Genomic DNA, 20,290 nt, shown 5'->3' with positions numbered 1-20,290 from the left:
GACTAATGTCTCTAATGGCTAGTGTCGCTAAGGGCTAATGTCGCTACGGGCTAGAACTGATAAGTTAGCGACAAAGCCGGGCCTTTGAAACCATAATAGATATCGAAATCGGCCAGATCTTTCTCGACCTCGACATCTATCTTGTAATACTTATAGCCCAACTCCACATCCAGAGAATCACTCAGCTGGTAATTGACCCCGGCGCTGAAATCGAACAACTGCCCCTTGGTATCCCCCAGGCTGACATAGAAATACTGCGCCCAACCAGAGAGGCTCCAGCGATCGTTAATACGGTAGCGCCCTTGCAGGCCGAGATCGGGTAGTGGCGCCGTCACCTCGGTAAGGGCGTCACTCTTGGGGTTAACGTCCACCACCTGGCACTCGTCGTCGACACAGGCGCCAATTTCACCTACAAACTGCAGCTTGAGCCACATGATATGCAGACCGGCAAGCAGAGTCAGATCGACATCCTCGCCACTGTAAAAGTTATAGCGATAGCCCAGACGCAGAATATCCACGTTAAAGATGGTGCTGATATCCGCCCCCGCCTGCACCAGGTAGGTCTGGCCCGAGTTCACCTCGGTATACTCGTAGGGCTTAGAGATGGAGCGATTGCGGGCCTCACGATCCAGTCGTTTCCAGTCGAGATAGACGCCGTGATCTTCATTAAACCAGTAGGCCAGCTCCAGCGTAGGCAGGAGATCCTTCTCGACCAAGGCCAGATCGTTCTCGAAATCTAGGGTGAAGTCTTTGCCGAGATCTGGGTTTTGCACCACAATGCCGGAATCTGAGTTGGCGTAGAAACCGCCCAGGGTGACGGAAAATCCCTGCTGCTCGGCATGGGCTATCTGTGCTGAACCTAAGGAAACCGTACTCAATAATAGAGCGCCCAGTCGCAACAAGGCACCTGTGACGGTGCGAGCTTTGCCAACTCCATAAGTGGTTTTCATGTTCACCTTCCTGATATTCCGACTTAGCAACCTAAACTATGGCTGCGAGATACCTATAAGCTAATACAATTTTTGCAGTTTGTATCTGATACAGCAGAAAAAAACAGCAACAGCCGCCCATAAAAATGGAGGTTACCGACCTGGGAACTGCTTGGTCGGTAACCCCCTAAAATGGTTTGGATTAACTTAAGGGCAAATCAAAGTGTTATTTGACGTCTTGAGCCATCCCGCTGCTTGGCATAGGCTGCGCCTTAATGGGTAGCACAGGCTCTAACTCCAGCTTCTGCTTGAGGTAATTCAGCGCCTTGTTCAGCTGTGCATCCTCGCCCTTAAAGGTGGCATGTGGCAGGTTATCGACCTCGATATCTGGGCTAATGCCGCGGCCTTCCACTATCCAGCGTCCGTCCATGGCGTACTGAGGATACTCGGCAACCCGCGCCATCCCTTTATCGGTCAGCGAGTTACGACCAGAGAGCCAGACACCGGCCCCGGCGGTCTGCTTACCGATGAGCGGTGCCAAACCTAACGCCTTGATACCGGCAGAGAAGGTTTCGCCATCTGAATAGGTCAGCTGATCGGTCAGCACCACCAGATGACCACGGAAGGTCTGCTGCATATTGGTATTCGGTGTGCCCTGAGTTGGCTGCCAGAACATCCAGGCGCGGCGCAGCAGTTTCTCTATGATCCAGCTGTCGATGTTGCCGCCACGGTTGCGGCGCACATCTATGATCAGGCCCTTCTTCTCTATGTTGGCGTAGAACTCACGGGCAAAGTTAGCGATATCGCCCGAGCCCATGGCATAAAGGTGCAGATAACCTATCTCACCGCCTGCCGCCTTCGTCACCTTCTGGTTATTGTTGTTGACCCAGTCCAGGTATCTCAGCTTGGCATCGACGCGGTTAGCCACTGGCAGCACGATTGTCTTAAGCGTCTCACGTTCGCGCTTGAGGGTTAGCAGCACCTGCTTGTCCGCCTGGTTGCGCAGATGGCGGGCCACATCGGCAACGTTTTCAACCGGCTTGCCGTTGATCGCCAGGATGATGTCGCCCACCTTGGCATCGACATCGACTCTGGCCAGCGGCGAAGCCTGCTGCGGCAACTCTGCATCGTTTTGATAGATATGGGCTATCTGGACCCCTTGCTTGGTCTGTAACAGGCGGGCACCTAAGTTAGCGCCCTGGGGCTGATTAGGATCTAGCGGCAGATCGCCGCCGCGCACCTGAGAGTGCAAGGCATCGAGCTCGCCCATCATCTGCATGAAGATATCGTTCAGTTCGTGACGGTCGGTCAGTCTGGCCAGCAACGGCTGATACTTGGCCTTGGTCGCCTGCCAGTCGAGGCCGCGCATCTTTTTGTCGAAGAAGGAATCTCTGTGCATCAGCCAGGCATCTTCAAACATCTGCTGCCACTCGAGCTGCGGCGAGATCGCCAGTTGCCACTGCTCTGTCTGTACCTTGGCATGGGCAAGATCTTTTGGCAGCGATTCGCCCGCATCGACGATCAGCATCTCCTCGCCGCCTTTGCTGTGGCGGCGTAGGAAGAGCTTGCTGTCATCGCCAGAGAGCGCATAGCTGGCCACATCTTCGCTGAAGGTTTCAACCTTAGGGCCGAGGGGATCAAACTTGACCCACATCAGATTGGGAGCCTGGGCGCCATCGACAGAATTTGCCAGCATATAGAGCCCCTTCTCGGTCACCTGTAGCTGGCTGTAGTTGCCAGAGGCGACAGGCACCTGCCACAGGCGCTTGCTGAGCCCCTGCCACTGAACCTGGGTCTTAGCGGGCTTTTTGGCCGCTTCTTCCTCTTTGGCCGCCGGCTGATTTAACTCGTTTGGCTTACTGAAGGGGAATACCGCCTTTGGCGTCAGCGCCAGGGCGAAGATCTGCCCGCGCTTGTCAAAAACCGGCCCCATGTTGCGATCGCCCCAGGGCGAGGTTGGGGTGGCATTAAACTCACGGTTAGAGATGAAATAGAGCCACTGACCATCATCGCTAAAGGCGGGCGAGAAAGATTCATACTTGTCGCTGGTCAGAGCCTCGGCTCTCTCCTCTTCCAGAGAATAGAGCACTATCTGTGGTCTTAGCTGACCTCGTTCATCCTTGGTGACGGCGATGAAACGGCTGTCATTCGACCAGACCACATCGCCATAGGGACCCAGTCCCTGACCATTGGTCAATATCTTGCTGTTGCGGCCCTTCTTGAGATCCAAGAGCCAGAGGTCGCCGTTGTAATCATCATGGGCAATGTAGCGTCCATCCGGTGAGAGGCTCAGCGCCATACGCAGGGCCTTGCCATCTTGAGTGAGCTGTTTGGCCTCATCGCTGCCATCTGCGCTGTAGCGCCAGATCTCCTGCTCGCCCGAGGCGTCGCTGATCCCATAGACCCATTTGCCATCGGGGCTCATCACGGCGCCGCGAACCCGGTAGTCTCCAGGCAGGGCCAGCTCGACCAGACGCGATCCATCTGTGCCCGCCAGCGCCACATGGCTGCGGGCGGTGATCACCACCTTGTCGCCGCTGGGCGCCAGGCTGGTGGAGGTGGCATATTTCATCGGCTTGTTGACCCAGTGCTCACGGCGCTCAGGAAAATCTGAGGTCAGGTGAATATCCAGGGTCGATACCTGATTGCTGGCGATATCATAGAGCTTGATGTCGGCGCCCTGCTGGAACACCACTCGTCCCTGCTCGAGGCGGGCGCCGCGTACCTGCCAGTCGCTAAACTGAGTAAGCTGACGCAGATCTTTGCCATCTAAGCTCATGGACCAGATATTATCGTTGCCGCTATTGTCGCTGACAAAGTAGAGACGGTCTTGCCACAGCATGGGCTGGCGCACCGAGCCTTCATGCTCCACGGTTAAAGGCATGGCCTCCTGATCGCTGCCAAGCTTGTAGCGCCACAACTCTCCCTTGGCGCCGCCGCGATACACCTTGGCGTTATCGCCGGTGGCCTGCAGACCGAAGCGGGTAAAGTAAACATATTCACCGGCGTTATCCACCACGCCTTCGATGGCATCGGCCAGCGGCAGATCTTGTGTGGTCAAGCTCTCAGGGTCGACACTGCGCAGCACCCAATAGTTGGCAGGGCCAAAGGCATTATCCGTGGCATAGAGCACCTTGCCATCTGGCATCCAGCCCTGCACCCGCACACGGCTGTTTTCGAAACTGACTCGCTTGGCGACGCCGCCCTGAATGGGCATGACATAGACCTCGCTCGCCCCTTCATAGTTGGCGACGAAGGCAAGCTGCTTGCCATCGTTTGAGATAGCAGCGCCTAACTCCTGCGCCGGCAGGCTGGTAAGTCTTCTCGCCTGGGCATCACCCAGTTGCTGAACCCAGAGATCCCCTTCGGCGGTAAATACCAGGGTATCACCATGAATGGCTGGCGAGCGGTAGTAGCCGACGTTCTGCTCAGTCGCCTGGCTTTCAGCTTTTACATTTTCAGCTTGAGCGGCAAAAAGTGGTGCGGAAGAAGCAGTGCCCAATGCGATTGCGCAGCAGGCAAACAGGTGAGAAAGTTTCATAAAGCGCCCATATTTAAATCGGATTTATTCCTATGGGGCAACAAGGTAGCAAACTTTCCTTAAATCTACAGTAATTTGTGGCTAAAGAAGTATTAGCAAATGTGTACAACTATACTTAGGCCAAAATTCCTTCTTTCTCTGTGGCTATGGGACAGGATATCGATGCAAAGGTAACAAAAAAGGCGCCAGCCTCCAGTGATCAGAGTCGGCGCATCGCCCAGTTTCTGGCGAGTCAGCCCGAGGCGCTGGCTACAAGCTTTAGTCAGGCACAACTCGAGGCGATAGATAACGCCTTGCAGGGACGCAGCTGGCAGCGACACGCCATAGACAGCCGTGGCACCTTTTCCATCCCCTTTATCCCCTGGCGTTTCTACTATGTGATGCTGCTGGGGCGCAACCGCCGGGCATTCACCCGGCGCGAGAAACGTCTCTCCAGCCTGGCGCTGTTTGGCGTCATCATCGCTTTTACCCTGGTCAGCCTGAGCCTGGGATTACTCCTCCTCTATCTGCTGAAATCCGCGTTGGGGATAGATCTGTTCGAAGACCACTCGCTGGGAATTTGGGATGCGGTAAAATCTTGGTTTGAATAACAAAACGGGGCACTAAGGCCCCGTTTTCAATGCTATTGTTTCGGTTACTGTCACTCTTTACTCTGCGAGTGAGCCTTAATCTGCTTCACTAACGCTTGCCACTGCGCATGCTGAGGATGGTTGTTATCTTCCAGCCTTGGGCGCTCCTTGAGCAGTCTCTGGTAGAGGGTATCGGCATCACTCCACAGCTTGCTATCGACCAGCTGCTGCAGATGGTTCACCGCCTGAATATCCGATATCACCGCCTTGGCCTGAGTCGCTGCCTTTGCATCTGTTGCTGTATTCAGATCAGCTGCACCGACTTGCTGCGCCGTTAACGATTCGAGCTCACCTTGCCCATCGGCCTGGTTCTCTGTTTTCAGATCAACAGGCGCTTTACGCGCCATCATAGGCACGACCTGAGGGCTTACCATCTCAGCCTCTCCCGCATCAGCCTGGGCACTCGGGCCCTGCTGCACTTTCGGCTCTTGCTGCTCAGTTGGCGCTTGCTGCTCGGGCGGCGCAGCCATGCGCATCGCCTGCGGCTCGCTAGCTAGCATGGGCCGGACTTGATCATCTATGGGCATGGGTCCATTGAGGTTCAGCAGCAAGAGGCTGGATAACAGCAGCACTGAGGCGGCCGATGACAGCGGCCAGCGATAGCGGCGCCAGAAGCTGACCTGAATAACATTGGCTGACCCGCTCTGCCCGCTCTCACCAGCATGTTCAGTTAGACGTTGCTGCGCCATCGCCAGGATACGGGCATCCAGCTCTGTTGATGGCTGCTCTGTGGCCTTAGCCAGATAGAGCGCCTTTAGCTCGGCATCCGAGAGCATTTTTTCGTTTTCATCTGACATTAGACTGCTCCTGCCATTTTCTGTTGCACACAGGCCTTGAGCGCCTGATTAGCATAACGAATTCGACTCTTAGTGGCCTCCATGCCAACCCCGGCGATCTCACCTATCGCCGCCGCGGTAAATCCCATCTCCACATTCAGCAGAAAGGCTTCTTTCTGAACATGGGGCAGTAGGCTGATGCAATGCTTTAAGATTAAGGCCTTCTGCTCATCCTCGAGCCGACCGTCCGGGCCGCTCTCATCGCTGGGGATGACAGCCTCCAAGGACTGCTCCTCGCCTGCCGGGTCGCTTAGGCTGTCCACTGGTTTCAACGCCCTGACATGATCGATCAGCAAGTTATGGGCGATGCGATAGAGCCAAGTAGTAAACTTGGCGCGCTGCTCATAGCCTGCGGCGGCCTTAATCACCCGGCTCCAGGTCTCTTGATAGAGATCTTCGGCCAAGGCACTGTCGCCTAGTTGACGCTTGAAATAGCGATACAGGCCACCCTTGTGTTTATGATAAAGCTGCTCAAAGGCGCCTTGATCTCCCTGGGCGTATTGCGCCATCAGGATTTGATCACTATCTGCTGTTACTTCAGATACCTGTTCCACGCTGGGACTCCCTTATACCGACTCCTCGAGCGGAGTTAGACTCATGCAATAGCAGAGTCTGCATCCCTCGACGGGGTTTGTCCATGCTTTGGCAACAAGTTGCTTCGCTTTTCAGCAATTTACAGGTATCGATTCGGGCAAGTTGCGGCACCTAGTACTAAATGCGTCCTACGCCTCTTTCATCCTAGCCTTTCATCCTAACCATTAGGTAAAGCGCCCTTCACAGCTATAGACGTTGGGGAAATGCAAAAGGGTTAAACCTCAGTAAAAAAATGAATGCAGCAAAAAAAGTAATGAGAAAAATGAATCAGAGATGAGCAAGAGATAGGCGAGAGATGAGATAAAAAAACGCCACCCGAATGGGTGGCGTCTCAGGCTGATGAAGTCGCCTTTATACAGACATCAAACAGCCATTAGTCAGGCGTTAGGCAGGCATTAAGCGTTAGCCAGCTTCTCTTGTAGCTTGGCATCTTTTGCCTGTACGGCTTCAGCCGACTTGGCGCGCTCTTCTTTTACCGCAAGTGCCAGGGCGTCATCGCCAACGGCCAGCATCTGCGCCGCTAGGTAACCCGCGTTCTTCGCACCCGCACTGCCGATAGCTACGGTAGCCACAGGCACACCGCCAGGCATCATTACTGTCGATAGCAGAGCGTCGTGGCCCTGTAGTGGACCGCAATCTACTGGCACACCAATAACCGGACGTGTAGTGATACCCGCTACGGCACCTGCCAGGTGAGCCGCCAGACCCGCCGCGCAGATAAAGACCTTACAACCACGCTCTTCGGCATCGTGAACGTAAGCGTGGGTCGCTGCAGGCGTACGGTGCGCCGAGGTCACCTTGGCTTCGTATTGAATACCGAAAGTTTTAAGTACATCTAAGGTGGCTTGCATTGTTGGGAGATCAGAATCCGATCCCATGAGTACGGCAACAAATGGCTTAGTCATCTTTTATCCTTTTTGTAGGGTAAGGCTATTGTTTTGCGCGCATTATAGTCATTTTTAAATGCAGATAACAGTGATCGCCGGGATTAACCTAAGTAGAACAAAAAGGCTTAAGCAGCATTGACTTAGCCTCAAAATAACCGCTCGTTATTGTACGCTGATAAAAACAGTGAGTTCTTGAGTTTAAGATAGGCAATATTTCGAAGAACAAAGATGGAATAACGGCCCCGAGGATGCACATGGAGGAGGCACCTGAACGAGTCAACAAGTGCCTTATTTGGGCTTCGCCTAAAGTTTAAAAAACTGACGAAGCCCACACCTAGGGTTAACCGAAGAAGAGGCGCCACAACCAGGAGGAGTCTAGGTCTTCCTGACAGCTGAGGTACTGGGCGGCATAACGCTTGGAGCGTTTGTCGACCTTGTCGGCCACCTTGATCAGCCAAGGCTTCTGCCTGTAGGTGCCACGCTTATATCCGCCCCACCCCTCGTGATAGTTGAGATATTGATTGCGGGCATCCCACTTGGAAACCCCATTGATCTTGTGGGTCTTGTAGATAAACCAGCCCATGAAATCCATGGCATCGTCGAAGTTGCTGCGGCTCGACCAGGAGTTGCCCGTCTCGCGCACATAGTCATCCCAAGTCAGCGTCTTAGCCTGGGCGTAGCCATAGGCGTCGCTGGCACGGCCAATAGGGATAAAGCCCAAGAAGTACTCCATCGGCGGCGCCGCATTGTGTTTAAAGGAGCTCTCCTGATACATCATGGCCAGGGGCACATGTACCGGCACGCCCCACTTCTCGCGGGTATCGACCGCGGCCTCATACCAGTCTCGATTCTCTTGATAGATGGCGCAGAGGTTTTCAGGGTCCTCTGGCGGTGAGGTGGCGCAGCCCCCCAATGACAGGAAGCTAACGGCAAGTAAGGCTAAGGAAATCTTTCTCATCAACAGACCGAAAACATTAAACACATTGGGCTAGTTTCACATCCTTGCAGTAGAGAAGCAATCGCCAGGCGGCAAATTTACCCCATGCTATCAATCCATTAGTTTGATTCGTTGAGGAACTCACACTCATGAGACTCCTGGGCCCACACCACGGGTTGCCAGTAGTCGGTATCCAGGCCGCGATAGATCTTGTCCTGATTAAACTGAGCCGCCAGGTGATAACGCTGATTCGCCTCCAGATGCAGCGTCAGCATCTTGGTCTGGCGCGCCGCAAGCTTCACCTTGAGCCGCGGCGAGTCGATGAGTTCGGCAAGGGTAAACTGATATTCCCCCGGCGCGAGACGATAGTTGGGCCTTGAGATCACAGGCTTACCATTTAGATGGGTCACCACGGCGCGGTACAAGCCCTGAGACTCATCGGGCATCTGATAGCCAGACACGGTCGCGCACAGCGACTCATTATCGGGCCCGGAGGCGCAGCCCGACAGCATAGACAGTGTCAGCAGACTAATACCTGCACCAATAGCGCGAACCTTCATGCTTATACCACTTGCTCTACCGGCGCGGGCGCCTCGGCAAAATAGTCGGCAAGATACTGCTCAAACTCCTGCACTGATTCCGCCTCGAGTTTGGCCTGGGCCGCCAAGGATTGCTCGGCCGCCGCCTCATAGGCCGCCTCAACCTCAGGCGTCAGCGGATACTCACGCAGGACATGGTAATAGTCTTTCGCCAGGGATTTCACCCATTGGCTATGATCTATCCCCTCGGCCAATAGTGCCGACATCACGCGGCCAGATAGCGTCTTGGCCGGATCGCGCACCGCCTCGAGCCAATGGGCCAGGCTATCTTGATAGGCCTGGCTTTGGTCTTTGTCTTGGGCCTGGCCGTCGAGCAGCTTAGCCAAGGTGCTTAGCTCGCCAAACAGGGACTCGAGCCAGGCCTGTAGCGTAACTTGCTCGCCACCACGATTAAGGGTCAATCCAGGCTCACGACCACGGGTGATCACCTTACTTAGGTTAGCGCCAATGGCGGCCTCATCTGTTGCATCGCTCTTTGGCGATGGCGTCAACAGGCAGTGCAGCAGGAAGAGGTCAAGGAAACGCACCTGATCGGCATCTATCCCCACAGGGCTGAAGGGGTTGACGTCCAGTGCACGCACCTCGATATATTCGACCCCGGCGCGGGCCAAGGCCTGAGAGGGTTTCTCTCCGGCGAGGGTGACCCGCTTAGCCCGAATGGGCGAGTAAAATTCGTTCTCTATCTGCAGCACGTTGGCATTTAGCTGACGGAACTCGCCGTCGACCTTGACGCCGATCTTCTCGAAATGAGCCGATGGCATCTTAATTGCCGCGTTGATCCCCTCGAGGTACTCAGCCAGAGAGTTGTAGCTGATGTTGAGCCGCTCCTGCTCCTTGTTGGTGTAACCCAGATCGCTCATACGCAACGAGGTGGCATAGGGCAGATAGAGGGTACCTTTACCTAACTTCTCGAAGGCGAGATCTGTCTGTTGATCTTTGATGAAGGAGCCACACAGCGCCGGCGAGGCGCCAAACAGATATGGCAACACCCATACCAGGCGGCGGTAGTTACGGATCAATCCAAAATAGGATTCAGAGATGAAATCGCCTTTGCTCAGGCGTTTATCCGAGCCTTGATAGAGCATCTCCCACAGGGCATCGGACACAGAAAAATTAAAGTGCACGCCAGAGATGATCTGCATCTGGGCGCCATAGCGATAGGTGAGGCCTTTACGGTACAGACGCTTTAGCTGCCCGGTATTAGAACTGCCATAATCGGCGATGGGGATATCGGCCACATCGCCAACATAACAAGGCATGCTCACCGGCCAGAGTTGCTGCTGGCCCAGGTGCCTTACCGAAAAGGCGTGGGTCTGGGTGAGATCCGTCAGCAAGGCTGAGATATCTTGATAGACAGGGGTGATAAACTCTAACAGGGATTCGCTGTAGTCTGTGGTGATCCGCGAATGGGTCAGGGCCGAGCCGAGCGCCTTAGGATGTTTATCCGTGGCCAGATGACCATTTGGCTCAATACGCAATGCTTCGCGCTCGATACCTCGTTGCATACCTGCCAGTGCGGCGCTTCCCTGCTCGTTGTCGAGTAGGCCTATCACTTCATCGAAAGAGTTCAAATTCTTCGTCTCTCATTGCTTCAACCGTTTGCCTTGCAAGTCAGACCTGCAAAAAGCGCGTTTGCTTTCGCCATCACCACAAAATAGCCGCTGTGCTAGATCCTTGGCAAGGGAAAAAATAAAGCGGTGAGCAGAGTTAATGCTCACCGCTAGGGGCTATATTGGGGCGCAACCTACAGATTACAACTGCAAATTTTTCACCCGGTAGCCCAGGGCGTTAATCTCCTGTTCGATCTTCGCCCTGTCGCCGACAATCAGCACTATCATCTTGTCCAGGTTCAGCTTCTCCTTCGCCAACTGGTTCAGCTCATCCTTGCCAACGGCCTTGATGATATCTGCCTGCTGCTGGGTGTAATCGGCGGCTAGCTTGTAGCGCTGGATCTTACGCATGAAGCCCGCCTTCTGGTATGGTGTCTCATAATCCAGTGCCTGCCCCTGAGAGATAGAGCTGCGCAGGAAGGCCAGTTCCTTGTCTGTCATCCCTTCAGCCTGATAGGCGTTGATCTCCTTGGCAAACTCTGTAAGCGCCTGCGCCGTCACATCGCTGCGCACGCTGGCCGAAGCCTCGAACAGACCAAGCTCGCTGCCGCCGCTGAAGTAGCTGCGGGCACCATAGGTGTAGCCCTTGTCTTCACGCAGGTTGAGGTTGATGCGGCTGTTAAAGGCGCCGCCCAGTGGATAGTTCATCAAATATGACTTGAAGAACTCGCCGCTGGCGTCATAGGGCATAGCGCGTTTGCCTATCTTGATCACCGACTGGGCCGCACCCGGCTTGTCCAGGATATAGACGGTGCCGGCATCGAGGGCTGGCATGGCGGCCAGACTCGGCAACGGCGTCGCCTCCCCTTGCCACTGAGCCAGGCCCTTAAGCTTAGGCATCAGCTGGGCCTTGGACAGGTTAGTCACGGCCACTATCTGGGCGTTACCGGCGCGGAACTGCTTGTTGTAGAAGGCTTTGACATCATCCAGGGTCAACTGAGACACGCTGGCTGGCGTGCCCATCTCACTCACCCCAAGGGCGGTGTCTTTGCCGTAGAGCAAGGCAGCGAACTGACTGTCGGCGACATAATTAGGATCAGACTGCATGTGTTGCAGGCTCTGCAGATGTTGCTGCTGCACCCGGGCAAAGTCCTCGGCCTTAAAGCCAGGATGGAACAGCTTCTCCTCGACGATCGCCAGGGTCTCATCCAGATGCGAGGTCAGGGCCGAGACCTTGATATAGCTCTGATAGATGCTGCTGCCGAAACTGACGCTACTGCCGAGCATCTCCAGCGCCTGGGCCAGCTCTTCTGTGCTGCGCTTGTCGCTGGATTCGTTCAGCATGGCCGCGGTCAGACCGGCTAATCCTGCCTGCTTCACGTCGGCCAGACGATGGCCGCCGTTAAGATAGATGAGCAGCTCGACGGTTGGGGTCTCATCGCTCTCAGTACCCATCACCTCTATGCCGTTGGCCAGCTTATCTGTCCAAAGGATTGGCGCCGTGATAACAGGTGCCTGTTGAGCACTCGGCATCACGCTGCGATCGAAGCTGCTACCAGCCTTGGCCACATCAACCTTGCCGGTCACGGCCTCAGCGGCCACCCGCGGCGCAGGCGCGACAAAGTTATCTTCATGGGCGATCAGCTGCAGTTGCCCCTGGGGCACCACACTCATCACCACAGACGGCTTGCCCTTGATGTAGGTGTTAAACACCCGCATCACATCTTCCTTGGTGACGTTAGCGTAACGCTTGAGATCGTGGGCAATCATATCGGGATTGCCGAAGAAGGTCTGATTCAGGGCCAGGGTCGATACCTTGCCCTTGACGCTCTGCAATCCGAAGATGGTGCTTGCCTCAAACTGCACCTTCACCTTCTGTAGGTCATCATCTGTCACGCCGCGCTGTTCAAACTCGGCGATAGACTCGCGAATACGACGCTCAACATCGGCCAGCTGACCACCTCTAGCAGGGTTTGCCAGGGCATAGATAGAGAACTGACAGGCCAGCTCCTGACAAGGGTGGCTCACGCCAGCCTGCACGGCATAGCCATCCTTCACTAGGTTTTTGTACACCAGCGAGGTAGGGCCGCCGCCGATGATATTGGCCAGCAGATCCAGCGCCGCTTCATCTTCGTGACTGGCGTAGACAGTTGGAAATGCCATGCGCAGCAGCGGCAGATGTACCCTGTCTTCCATGGAGATGTAGCGGGTCTTGTCTAAAGTGACCAGCGTCTTGGCCTCAGGCTTCACCTCAGGGCCTCTTGGGATCTCACCAAAATATTTGTTCACCCAGGCCAGTGTCTGCATCTCGTCGAAATCGCCGCCTATGGTGAGTGTGGCGTTGTTCGGGCCGTACCAGCGCTGGAAGAAGTGCTTCACATCATCGAGCTGGGCGCGATTGAGATCATCTGGCCAGCCGATGACAGGCCAGGAATACTGATGTCCGCTGGGGTAGAAGGCCTGATTGAAGCGCTCGTTCATGCGGCCATAGGGCTGATTGTCGATACGCTGGGCGCGCTCGTTCTTCACCGTCTCGCGCTGCACCTCGAACTTGTTGTCTGTTAGGGCCGGCAAGAAGTACCCCATGCGATCCGACTCCAGCCAGAGCATCTTCTCCAGCTGATTGCTGGGCACTGTCTCGAAATAGTTGGTGCGGTCTGTGTTGGTGGTACCGTTAAGCGTACCGCCGGCCTCGGTTACCGTCTTGAAGTGCTGCTCGTCGCCCACATGCTCTGAGCCCTGGAACATCATGTGCTCAAACAGGTGCGCAAATCCCGAGCGTCCTGGCAGCTCTCTTGCCGAGCCCACATGATAGGTAACATCCACATGCACCAGAGGATCGGAATGATCTTGGTGCAGGATCACCGTCAGGCCATTGGCCAGTTGATATTTCTTGTAGGGAATGCCGACGCCCGACTCGGCCAGGGTCACATTTTCGATCAGCGAAACGCCCTGGGGCAGCGACACGTTTGCCGGTGCGTTGGCACAGGCACTTAGCGCGGCCGTTATTGCCGCAGCCAATATCCATTTTTTCATTCTTTGCTCCTAATTTGAAACAGTGAGGCCAGCCTTTATCGAGACAGCTATTGCCAAAATAAGTTCGTCCCTAAAGACCACACCGCTTACAACCAATGTAACGCCAACGCCGCAACCAGCAGGTAGCGCACTCCTTTCCCTATAAAAATCATTATGCTGGACTTGACCAGTGGCATCTTGAACCAGCCTGCCAGCAGGCATAAGATATCGCCGATGAGGGGCGCCCAAGCGAGCAGTAGGCTCCAGTAGCCGTAGCGCTCGACAAGCCGCAGCCCATGACAATAACGGCCGCTGGCCATCTCCTCGGGCGCCTTGGCGAAACGCCCCAGGGCGCCCAGATAGTAACTGGTCAGAGACCCTAAGGTATTGCCCAAAGTCGCCATGACCACTAAGGAGACCCAGGTCTCGGGCGCCTGATTGATCAGCGCCGCCAGCAGTACCTCAGATCCACCCGGTAACAAGGTGGCGGCTAAAAAGGCGCCACTAAAGATCAACCATAACGCCGTCATGATCCCTTACCTAATGAAAAAAAGTAAATTTTTATGTGTGCTGATTTCAAGGTGATCATGTTACCTAAAAGTAAAAATTTAATCTTATTAAAACAAACTCTTATATCACAATAAGTTATAACAAAATCGCTTTGGTAAGCAAGGCATCAGCCAGATACAATATCTGGCTCACTCGCTAAGGTTGAAATACCTGGATGGCTCGTGCTAGAACAAGCAATTCATTTTTGATTCGAAACGCCATCCACAATAACGACTTAATAAAATTTGGAATAGATCCCATGTGGCAAACAATTAAACAGATCCCCTTTTGGCAGAAGGTTCTCGCCGGTTTCATCTTAGGGGTAGGCCTGGGCGTTGTCCTAGGCGAGCAGGCAACCCAACTCAAGCCGCTGGGCGACCTCTTTATCGCGGCAATCAAGATGTTGGTTGCGCCGCTGATCTTCTGCGCCATCGTCGTCAGCATCACCTCTCTGGGTAACGATGTTAGCCTCAAGCGCCTGAGTATCAAGACTCTGGCCATGTTCATGCTGACCGGCACCATAGCCTCACTCATCGGCCTGGCGATCGGTTCGCTGATCGACATGGGCGGTTCGCTGGAGCTGGCCACCACAGAGGTGCGCGAACGTAACGTGCCAGGCTTTGCTCAGGTACTGCTGGACATGATCCCGGTCAATCCTTTTGCCTCCCTGGCCGAAGGCAAGGTGCTGCAGATCATCGTCTTCGCCGCCTTAGTCGGCATCGCCATCAACAAGATTGGCGAGAAGGCCGAACCACTCAAGCGCACCATAGAAGCGGGTGCCGAGGTGATGTTCCAACTAACACGCATGGTACTGCAACTGACGCCTATCGGTGTATTCGGCCTGATGGCCTGGGTAGTAGGTGAATATGGCCTCTCAACCCTGTTGCCGCTGGGCAAGTTTATCGGCGCCATCTATATCGCCGCGCTGATCCACATGATCTTCGTCTATGGCGGCCTAGTCAGATTTGGCGCCGGCCTGAGCCCAGTGCAGTTCTTCAGGAAGGCGATGCCAGCCCAGCTGGTTGCCTTCACCACGGCGTCGAGCTTCGGCACCCTGCCCGCCAGCACCCGCGCCACAGAGACCATGGGCGTATCGAAGAAATATGGCGCCTTCGTGTTGCCACTAGGCGCCACCATGAATATGGACGGCTGTGGCGGTATCTATCCGGCCATCGCGGCCATCTTCATCGCGCAGATCTATGGTATCCCACTGGAGATGACCGACTACATGCTGATCGCCGTTACCGCCACTGTGGCCTCTGTGGGTACGGCAGGCGTACCCGGTAGCGCCATGGTGATGCTCTCTGTCACCCTGGGCGTGGTAGGTTTGCCCCTCGAAGGCATCGCCTTTATCGCCTCAATCGACAGGGTGATCGACATGATACGTACTGCGACTAACGTGACCGGCGACATGATGACGGCCGTGGTGGTGGGCAAGTCTGAGGGTCAGCTCGACCAGGAGCAGTTCTATCGCAACGAAGAGACTGACGCCCCTGAGGTTGCCAGCTAATCTCAGTTCTACCCGATAAAAAAGAAGCCGCTTAATGCGGCTTTTTTATTGCTAATTGCTTGTTAAATCTGAAATAGTAAGTTTAAATCATATATTAACTGCACCCAGCAATAAGGTATCAATTAACCGCCATGGCTCGCCTGTTTTTACTGCCAATCATCTTAAGTTTGTTCTGGGCGCTGTTTCTCTATCTCAACGGCGTGCCGCTGAAACAAGGCAAGAAGGGCTTTATCTATATTATAGCGATCAGCGCTACCCTCATGCTCTCACTCGGCTTTCTACTCTGGCTCACCGCCGGGCAAAACCTGCGCGGTTAACTTAACCTCGTTAGCCCTGGCGGGTAAAGCTTTCCAAGTGCGCCTCAAGCTCGGCTTCTGTGGTGGGCAACTCACTCAGCTCGAAGGTTAAGGGATCGCCGCCGTTTAACATAAACACCGAATGATCGCCGTGGTCATAATGAAACCATTTACCGTTCACACAGATATCGGTATAGCAATTGGGTCGTAATTCCATCCTCTACTCCTCACTAATTGGGTCATGGCTCACCAAAACAGGCGTATTGAGAGCTGCATCACACTATAAGACACTAATTCGGTAAGTCAGGCGTTGATCTGCATCAAGCGCTTTAGCATTAGCTTGATTAAGGGAAGCCGAATGGATAGTTGTCTTTGAGAAAGCTGTCTTGCGGAAGAGTTCTATTTGCTCTTATGAAAAGCGGGCTTTACGACAGGGCTTTACGACAGGGCTTAGCAACTGAGTCTAAAAACAGCACTTAAATACCGCCCTAAAATACCCAACCAAATACTTAGTCAAAAAAAACGGCCGACACAGATGTCGACCGCTTTATCTGCTCAACGAGTATCTGCTCTGTTTTAGCTAGCCACCCAGTACCGCCAGCAAGACACCGGCGGCTACCGCAGAGCCCAGCACACCGGCCACGTTCGGCCCCATGGCGTGCATCAAGAGGAAGTTTTGCTGATTGGCCTGTAGCCCCACCTTATTGACTACGCGAGCAGCCATAGGCACCGCCGAGACACCGGCGGCGCCGATCAGTGGATTGATCTTACCGCCAGACAGCTTGCTCATCAGCTTAGCCATCAGCACGCCAGCCGCGGTGCCAATACCGAAGGCCACGGCCCCCAGCACCAGGATGCCCAAAGTTTCCAGCTGCAGGAACTTATCGGCCGAGAGCTTAGAGCCCACCGCCAGACCCAAGAAGATTGTCACTATGTTGATCAGCTCATTTTGCGCCGTGTTGGAGAGTCTATCGACCACGCCGGATTCACGCATCAGGTTGCCCAGACAGAACATACCCACCAGAGGCGTGGCCGCCGGCAGGAAGAGGATGGTCAGCCCCAGCACCGCCAGCGGGAAGATGATCTTCTCGAGCTTACTCACCTCACGCAGCTGCTCCATCTTGATCTGACGCTCAGCCTCAGTGGTCAGCAGCTTCATGATAGGCGGCTGAATGATGGGCACCAGCGCCATGTAGGAGTATGCCGCGACCGCGATGGCACCGAGCAGCTCAGGCGCCAATTTAGAGGCGAGGAAGATGGCCGTCGGGCCATCGGCGCCGCCAATGATGGCGATGGCCGCTGCATCCTTCATGGAGAACTCGAAGCCCGGCACGGCGTTAAGGGCGATGGCACCGATTAGGGTGGCAAAGATCCCAAACTGGGCCGCAGCACCCAGCAATAACATCTTAGGGTTAGCGATAAGGGCCCCGAAATCGGTCAGGGCCCCGACCCCCATGAAGATCAACAAGGGGAAGACCCCGGTTTCGATCCCCACATGGTAGGCGTAATAGAGCATGCCGCCCTCTTCGGTGAAGCCCCCGTTGGGAATGTTGGCCAATATGGCGCCAAAACCGATAGGCAAGAGCAGCAGTGGCTCGAAGCCTCTGGCGATGGCGAGATAGAGCAAGAGCGCACCCACTGCCATCATCAACAACTGGCCGCCGGTAAAGTTAGCAATACCCGACTCGGCCCAAAAGGCGATTAATCCGTCCATCTTAGCTCCTATGCAATGGCAAGCAATTGATTGCCAACGGCAACAGAGTCGCCTTCTTTGACCCACACCTTGGCGACTACGCCATCGGATTCGGCGCGGATCTCTGTCTCCATCTTCATCGCCTCTAGGATGATCACCACATCCCCTGCCTTGACGGCATCCCCTGGCTGCACATTCACCTTGAAGATGTTGCCCGACAAGGGGGCGTTCATGGCGGAGCCTTCGCCGACCAAGGGTGCGGCAGGCTCTGGCGCCGCAAAGGGCACCACATTCTCGCTCGGCACTATCTGGCTGATATCACCGCCGGGAGAGACCTCTACCACGAAACTCTGGCCCTGAACATTGACCGTATAGGTCTCCTTGCCCTGTGGCTGACGCGCGCTAACTGGCTCGCTCACAGTCGCCGCTTGAGTTTTGGCTTGAGGGGCTTCTGGCTTAGGCTCGAAGGCATCCGGATTATCACGGTTCTTGAGGAACTTAAGGCCGATCTGCGGGAAGAGCGCATAGGTCAAGACATCATCGTCCAGTTCAGCTGCCAGGCTTATCTGGTCACTGGCAGCCTTCTCGCTCAGCTCGGCTCTTAGGCTGTCCAGCTCGGCAGGCAGCAGGTCTGCGGGGCGACAGCAGATCGCCTCAGCGCCAGCCAGGACGCGAGCCTGCAGCTCACTGTTTACCGGCGCAGGCGTGGCGCCATACTCACCCTTGAGCACACCTTCGGTTTCCTTGGTGAGCGACTTGTATCGCTCACCTGTAAGCACGTTGATCACCGCCTGGGTGCCAACGATCTGTGAAGTAGGGGTAACCAGCGGAATAAAGCCAAGATCTTCACGTACCTTAGGGATCTCTTCGAGCACAAGATCCAGCTTGTCGGCGGCGCCCTGCTCTCTCAGTTGATTCTCCATGTTGGTGAGCATGCCACCTGGGACCTGGGCGCGCAGAATACGCGAGTCGATCCCCTTGAGCTCCCCTTCGAAGGCGACATATTTCTTACGCACCTCTCTGAAGTAGGCGGCGATCTGCTCGAGCAGCGCCATGTCGTAACCCGTGGCCCTGTCGGTATCTTCCACCATGGCCACCAGGGTCTCGGTAGCGCTATGACCGTAAGTTTGGCTCATCGAAGAGATAGCGGTATCGAGCACGTCGATGCCAGCCTCAATCGCTTTTTGATAGGTCGCCGTACTCAGGCCCGTGGTTGCGTGGCACTGCATAGAGATGATCAGGTTGGTCTGCGCCTTGAGCTGGCTGATGAGATCGAAGGCATCGAAAGGCTTGAGCAGGCCGGCCATATCCTTGATACAGAGCGAGTGACAGCCCATATCTTCCAGACGCTTAGCCATGTCCACCCAAGTCTCTAAGGTGTGTACCGGACTTGTGGTATAGGAGATGGTGCCCTGGGCGTGACCGCCCACCTCGACCACAGACTTAACCGCCGTCTCCAGGTTACGCACATCATTCATGGCATCGAAGATACGGAACACGTCCACACCATTTTGATGCGCGCGCTCGACAAACCTATGCACCAGGTCATCACCATAGTGGCGATAGCCCAGCAGGTTCTGCCCCCTAAGCAACATCTGCTGCGGCGTATTGGGCATCGCCTTCTTAAGCTCACGAATGCGCTCCCAGGGATCCTCCCCCAGATAACGGATGCAGGCGTCGAAGGTGGCACCGCCCCAGGATTCCAGCGACCAGAAGCCCACCTTGTCGAGTAAGGGGGCGATAGGAAGCATGTCGTCGATACGAAGACGCGTGGCAAGAATCGATTGATGCGCGTCGCGCAGGACGACGTCGGTTAATGCAAGTGGCTTGCTCATAAAAACTCCCTACTTCTATTTATGCTTTGGCGCGATATTGATGGACGGCGGCGGTGATCACGGCGACCATCTTAGGATCGACGCCTGGAAAGCGTGAAACTTGCGCTTCGCTCGCTTCGGCTAGTGGTGCAAGTTTAGGTTTAGGCGCACATTTCCATGCCACCAGATTAACGGCCCCAATGAGTATAGTTAGGAAGGTAAACACCAACCCCATTCCCAGCACCATGATCATCAGTGCTTCCATTATCTGTTGAGCCATTGAATCCATACTATCCTCTCAGGTTAATCGAGCACATCAGACTTACGGTCTAGCCGTAGGACATGCTATTTATTCAGGTAATACGCATTAAAATCGACAGGTGACATGACAGGTGTCGTCGATTGAGGCGCAAAAAGATCGCCTTTAACCAGGAAACCTTAACCAATCTATAACAAAAAGGCGAGCATCTTGTAAATTGGTCTTACCAAATTACGACTAATTGATAAGGGGCTTTCGGTTATTTCACAATAAATGGCGACTATTTTTGACGATCACATAAAAAATTAGCCATCAAATCTAGGATTAGATTAAAAACCCCTAACCTGCTTGAAAATTGAATTCTCGAAAACGAACGAGATTGAGAATGAGGTGCAAGATTATGCAATCTGCCTCGGCTATAAGCGCGGCAATATTGAAACATGAGCGGGATTGGCTTAGGTATGAGCCAGATGGCGATAGACTTTGATCTTTGAACTTCTAACGGCATGGGGAAACTGGCATAAAAAAACCCGCAACCTAAGTTGCGGGTTTTAATAATGGCGGAGAAGGAGGGATTCGAACCCTCGATGGGAGATAAAGCCCATACTCCCTTAGCAGGGGAGCGCCTTCGGCCACTCGGCCACCTCTCCGT

The 20,290-nt window shown here is 54.7% G+C and carries 17 protein-coding genes and 1 tRNA gene; 3 read left to right on the top strand and 15 right to left on the bottom strand.

Translation table 11 applies throughout. The annotated features are described in order from the left end of the window. Window positions 1-50 precede the first annotated feature (50 nt). Both AYI87_RS14765 and AYI87_RS14760 read right to left on the bottom strand, forming a co-directional pair. Complete coding sequence (locus AYI87_RS14765) at window positions 51-950, bottom strand: DUF481 domain-containing protein (protein ID WP_144203365.1); 900 nt, start codon at window positions 948-950, stop codon at window positions 51-53. Window positions 951-1,155: 205 nt separating this feature from the next. Beyond that, complete coding sequence (locus AYI87_RS14760) at window positions 1,156-4,470, bottom strand: S41 family peptidase (RefSeq protein ID WP_144203364.1); 3,315 nt, start codon at window positions 4,468-4,470, stop codon at window positions 1,156-1,158. Window positions 4,471-4,616: 146 nt separating this feature from the next. Here AYI87_RS14760 and AYI87_RS14755 point away from each other — a divergent pair, with 146 nt between their 5' ends. After that, a complete protein-coding gene (locus AYI87_RS14755; RefSeq protein ID WP_260865150.1) occupies window positions 4,617-5,060 on the top strand; it encodes a hypothetical protein in 444 nt (147 codons plus the stop codon). A 50-nt stretch (window positions 5,061-5,110) separates the two neighbouring features. Here AYI87_RS14755 and AYI87_RS14750 read toward each other — a convergent pair whose 3' ends face one another. The 8 genes from AYI87_RS14750 to AYI87_RS14715 all read right to left on the bottom strand — a co-directional run bounded on the left by AYI87_RS14750 (window position 5,111) and on the right by AYI87_RS14715 (window position 14,047). After that, window positions 5,111-5,896 carry a hypothetical protein gene (locus tag AYI87_RS14750; RefSeq protein WP_144203362.1) on the bottom strand — a complete coding sequence of 262 codons (786 nt, stop codon included), beginning with the start codon at window positions 5,894-5,896 and terminating at the stop codon, window positions 5,111-5,113. Beyond that, window positions 5,896-6,444 (bottom strand): sigma-70 family RNA polymerase sigma factor, encoded by a 549-nt coding sequence (locus AYI87_RS14745; RefSeq protein ID WP_186300640.1) that lies wholly within the window; start codon window positions 6,442-6,444, stop codon window positions 5,896-5,898. Before AYI87_RS14745 ends, AYI87_RS14750 begins: the two co-directional genes overlap by 1 nt. A gap of 480 nt (window positions 6,445-6,924) precedes the next feature. Then, window positions 6,925-7,434 carry a 5-(carboxyamino)imidazole ribonucleotide mutase gene (purE, locus tag AYI87_RS14740; protein WP_041510500.1) on the bottom strand — a complete coding sequence of 170 codons (510 nt, stop codon included), beginning with the start codon at window positions 7,432-7,434 and terminating at the stop codon, window positions 6,925-6,927. A gap of 322 nt (window positions 7,435-7,756) precedes the next feature. Then, complete coding sequence (locus tag AYI87_RS14735) at window positions 7,757-8,374, bottom strand: hypothetical protein (protein ID WP_144203358.1); 618 nt, start codon at window positions 8,372-8,374, stop codon at window positions 7,757-7,759. A gap of 98 nt (window positions 8,375-8,472) precedes the next feature. Then, entirely contained in the window at window positions 8,473-8,913 is a 441-nt protein-coding gene (locus tag AYI87_RS14730; protein ID WP_144203356.1) for a hypothetical protein, read from the bottom strand. Window positions 8,914-8,915: 2 nt separating this feature from the next. Then, the gene (gene gshA, locus AYI87_RS14725) at window positions 8,916-10,523 is read right to left on the bottom strand and encodes a glutamate--cysteine ligase (RefSeq protein ID WP_186300635.1); all 1,608 of its coding nucleotides are present in this window, start codon (window positions 10,521-10,523) and stop codon (window positions 8,916-8,918) included. A gap of 180 nt (window positions 10,524-10,703) precedes the next feature. Continuing rightward, window positions 10,704-13,538 carry a M16 family metallopeptidase gene (locus tag AYI87_RS14720; RefSeq protein WP_144203354.1) on the bottom strand — a complete coding sequence of 945 codons (2,835 nt, stop codon included), beginning with the start codon at window positions 13,536-13,538 and terminating at the stop codon, window positions 10,704-10,706. 86 nt (window positions 13,539-13,624) lie between these two features. Then, the gene (locus AYI87_RS14715) at window positions 13,625-14,047 is read right to left on the bottom strand and encodes a YqaA family protein (protein WP_144203352.1); all 423 of its coding nucleotides are present in this window, start codon (window positions 14,045-14,047) and stop codon (window positions 13,625-13,627) included. Window positions 14,048-14,325: 278 nt separating this feature from the next. Here AYI87_RS14715 and AYI87_RS14710 point away from each other — a divergent pair, with 278 nt between their 5' ends. Together AYI87_RS14710 and AYI87_RS14705 are read left to right on the top strand one after the other, a co-directional pair. Further along, a complete protein-coding gene (locus tag AYI87_RS14710) occupies window positions 14,326-15,576 on the top strand; it encodes a dicarboxylate/amino acid:cation symporter (RefSeq protein WP_144203350.1) in 1,251 nt (416 codons plus the stop codon). 131 nt (window positions 15,577-15,707) lie between these two features. After that, window positions 15,708-15,893 (top strand): hypothetical protein, encoded by a 186-nt coding sequence (locus AYI87_RS14705; RefSeq protein WP_011865025.1) that lies wholly within the window; start codon window positions 15,708-15,710, stop codon window positions 15,891-15,893. Between the two features lie 10 nt (window positions 15,894-15,903). On the opposite strand, the gene AYI87_RS14700 is transcribed toward AYI87_RS14705, so the two are convergent. The 5 genes from AYI87_RS14700 to AYI87_RS14680 all read right to left on the bottom strand — a co-directional run bounded on the left by AYI87_RS14700 (window position 15,904) and on the right by AYI87_RS14680 (window position 20,288). Further along, window positions 15,904-16,089 carry a hypothetical protein gene (locus AYI87_RS14700; RefSeq protein ID WP_144203348.1) on the bottom strand — a complete coding sequence of 62 codons (186 nt, stop codon included), beginning with the start codon at window positions 16,087-16,089 and terminating at the stop codon, window positions 15,904-15,906. Window positions 16,090-16,452: 363 nt separating this feature from the next. Then, window positions 16,453-17,586, bottom strand: coding sequence for a sodium ion-translocating decarboxylase subunit beta (locus tag AYI87_RS14695; protein ID WP_011865023.1), 1,134 nt, complete (start codon window positions 17,584-17,586; stop codon window positions 16,453-16,455). Between the two features lie 8 nt (window positions 17,587-17,594). Then, entirely contained in the window at window positions 17,595-19,400 is a 1,806-nt protein-coding gene (gene oadA, locus AYI87_RS14690; RefSeq protein ID WP_144203346.1) for a sodium-extruding oxaloacetate decarboxylase subunit alpha, read from the bottom strand. A gap of 19 nt (window positions 19,401-19,419) precedes the next feature. After that, a complete protein-coding gene (locus tag AYI87_RS14685) occupies window positions 19,420-19,668 on the bottom strand; it encodes an OadG family protein (protein WP_144203344.1) in 249 nt (82 codons plus the stop codon). 528 nt (window positions 19,669-20,196) lie between these two features. Next, window positions 20,197-20,288: transfer RNA gene (locus AYI87_RS14680), tRNA-Ser, on the bottom strand. Window positions 20,289-20,290: the final 2 nt, after the last annotated feature.

It is taken from the genome of Shewanella sp. KCT (assembly GCF_007636505.1).
GTDB classification, from domain to species: Bacteria; Pseudomonadota; Gammaproteobacteria; order Enterobacterales; family Shewanellaceae; genus Shewanella; species Shewanella halotolerans.
The sequence above is the reverse complement of the archived record's forward strand: the minus strand, read 5'-3'. Positions and strand labels throughout refer to the sequence as shown.

Coding starts and splice junctions, on each gene's coding strand:
- AYI87_RS14765 (WP_144203365.1), bottom strand. CDS start 950: ATGAAAACCACTTATGGAGTTGGCAAAGCTCGCACCGTCACAGGTGCC.
- AYI87_RS14760 (WP_144203364.1), bottom strand. CDS start 4,470: ATGAAACTTTCTCACCTGTTTGCCTGCTGCGCAATCGCATTGGGCACT.
- AYI87_RS14755 (WP_260865150.1), top strand. CDS start 4,617: ATGGGACAGGATATCGATGCAAAGGTAACAAAAAAGGCGCCAGCCTCC.
- AYI87_RS14750 (WP_144203362.1), bottom strand. CDS start 5,896: ATGTCAGATGAAAACGAAAAAATGCTCTCGGATGCCGAGCTAAAGGCG.
- AYI87_RS14745 (WP_186300640.1), bottom strand. CDS start 6,444: ATGGCGCAATACGCCCAGGGAGATCAAGGCGCCTTTGAGCAGCTTTAT.
- purE (WP_041510500.1), bottom strand. CDS start 7,434: ATGACTAAGCCATTTGTTGCCGTACTCATGGGATCGGATTCTGATCTC.
- AYI87_RS14735 (WP_144203358.1), bottom strand. CDS start 8,374: ATGAGAAAGATTTCCTTAGCCTTACTTGCCGTTAGCTTCCTGTCATTG.
- AYI87_RS14730 (WP_144203356.1), bottom strand. CDS start 8,913: ATGAAGGTTCGCGCTATTGGTGCAGGTATTAGTCTGCTGACACTGTCT.
- AYI87_RS14720 (WP_144203354.1), bottom strand. CDS start 13,538: ATGAAAAAATGGATATTGGCTGCGGCAATAACGGCCGCGCTAAGTGCC.
- AYI87_RS14715 (WP_144203352.1), bottom strand. CDS start 14,047: ATGACGGCGTTATGGTTGATCTTTAGTGGCGCCTTTTTAGCCGCCACC.
- AYI87_RS14710 (WP_144203350.1), top strand. CDS start 14,326: ATGTGGCAAACAATTAAACAGATCCCCTTTTGGCAGAAGGTTCTCGCC.
- AYI87_RS14705 (WP_011865025.1), top strand. CDS start 15,708: ATGGCTCGCCTGTTTTTACTGCCAATCATCTTAAGTTTGTTCTGGGCG.
- AYI87_RS14700 (WP_144203348.1), bottom strand. CDS start 16,089: ATGGAATTACGACCCAATTGCTATACCGATATCTGTGTGAACGGTAAA.
- AYI87_RS14695 (WP_011865023.1), bottom strand. CDS start 17,586: ATGGACGGATTAATCGCCTTTTGGGCCGAGTCGGGTATTGCTAACTTT.
- oadA (WP_144203346.1), bottom strand. CDS start 19,400: ATGAGCAAGCCACTTGCATTAACCGACGTCGTCCTGCGCGACGCGCAT.
- AYI87_RS14685 (WP_144203344.1), bottom strand. CDS start 19,668: ATGGATTCAATGGCTCAACAGATAATGGAAGCACTGATGATCATGGTG.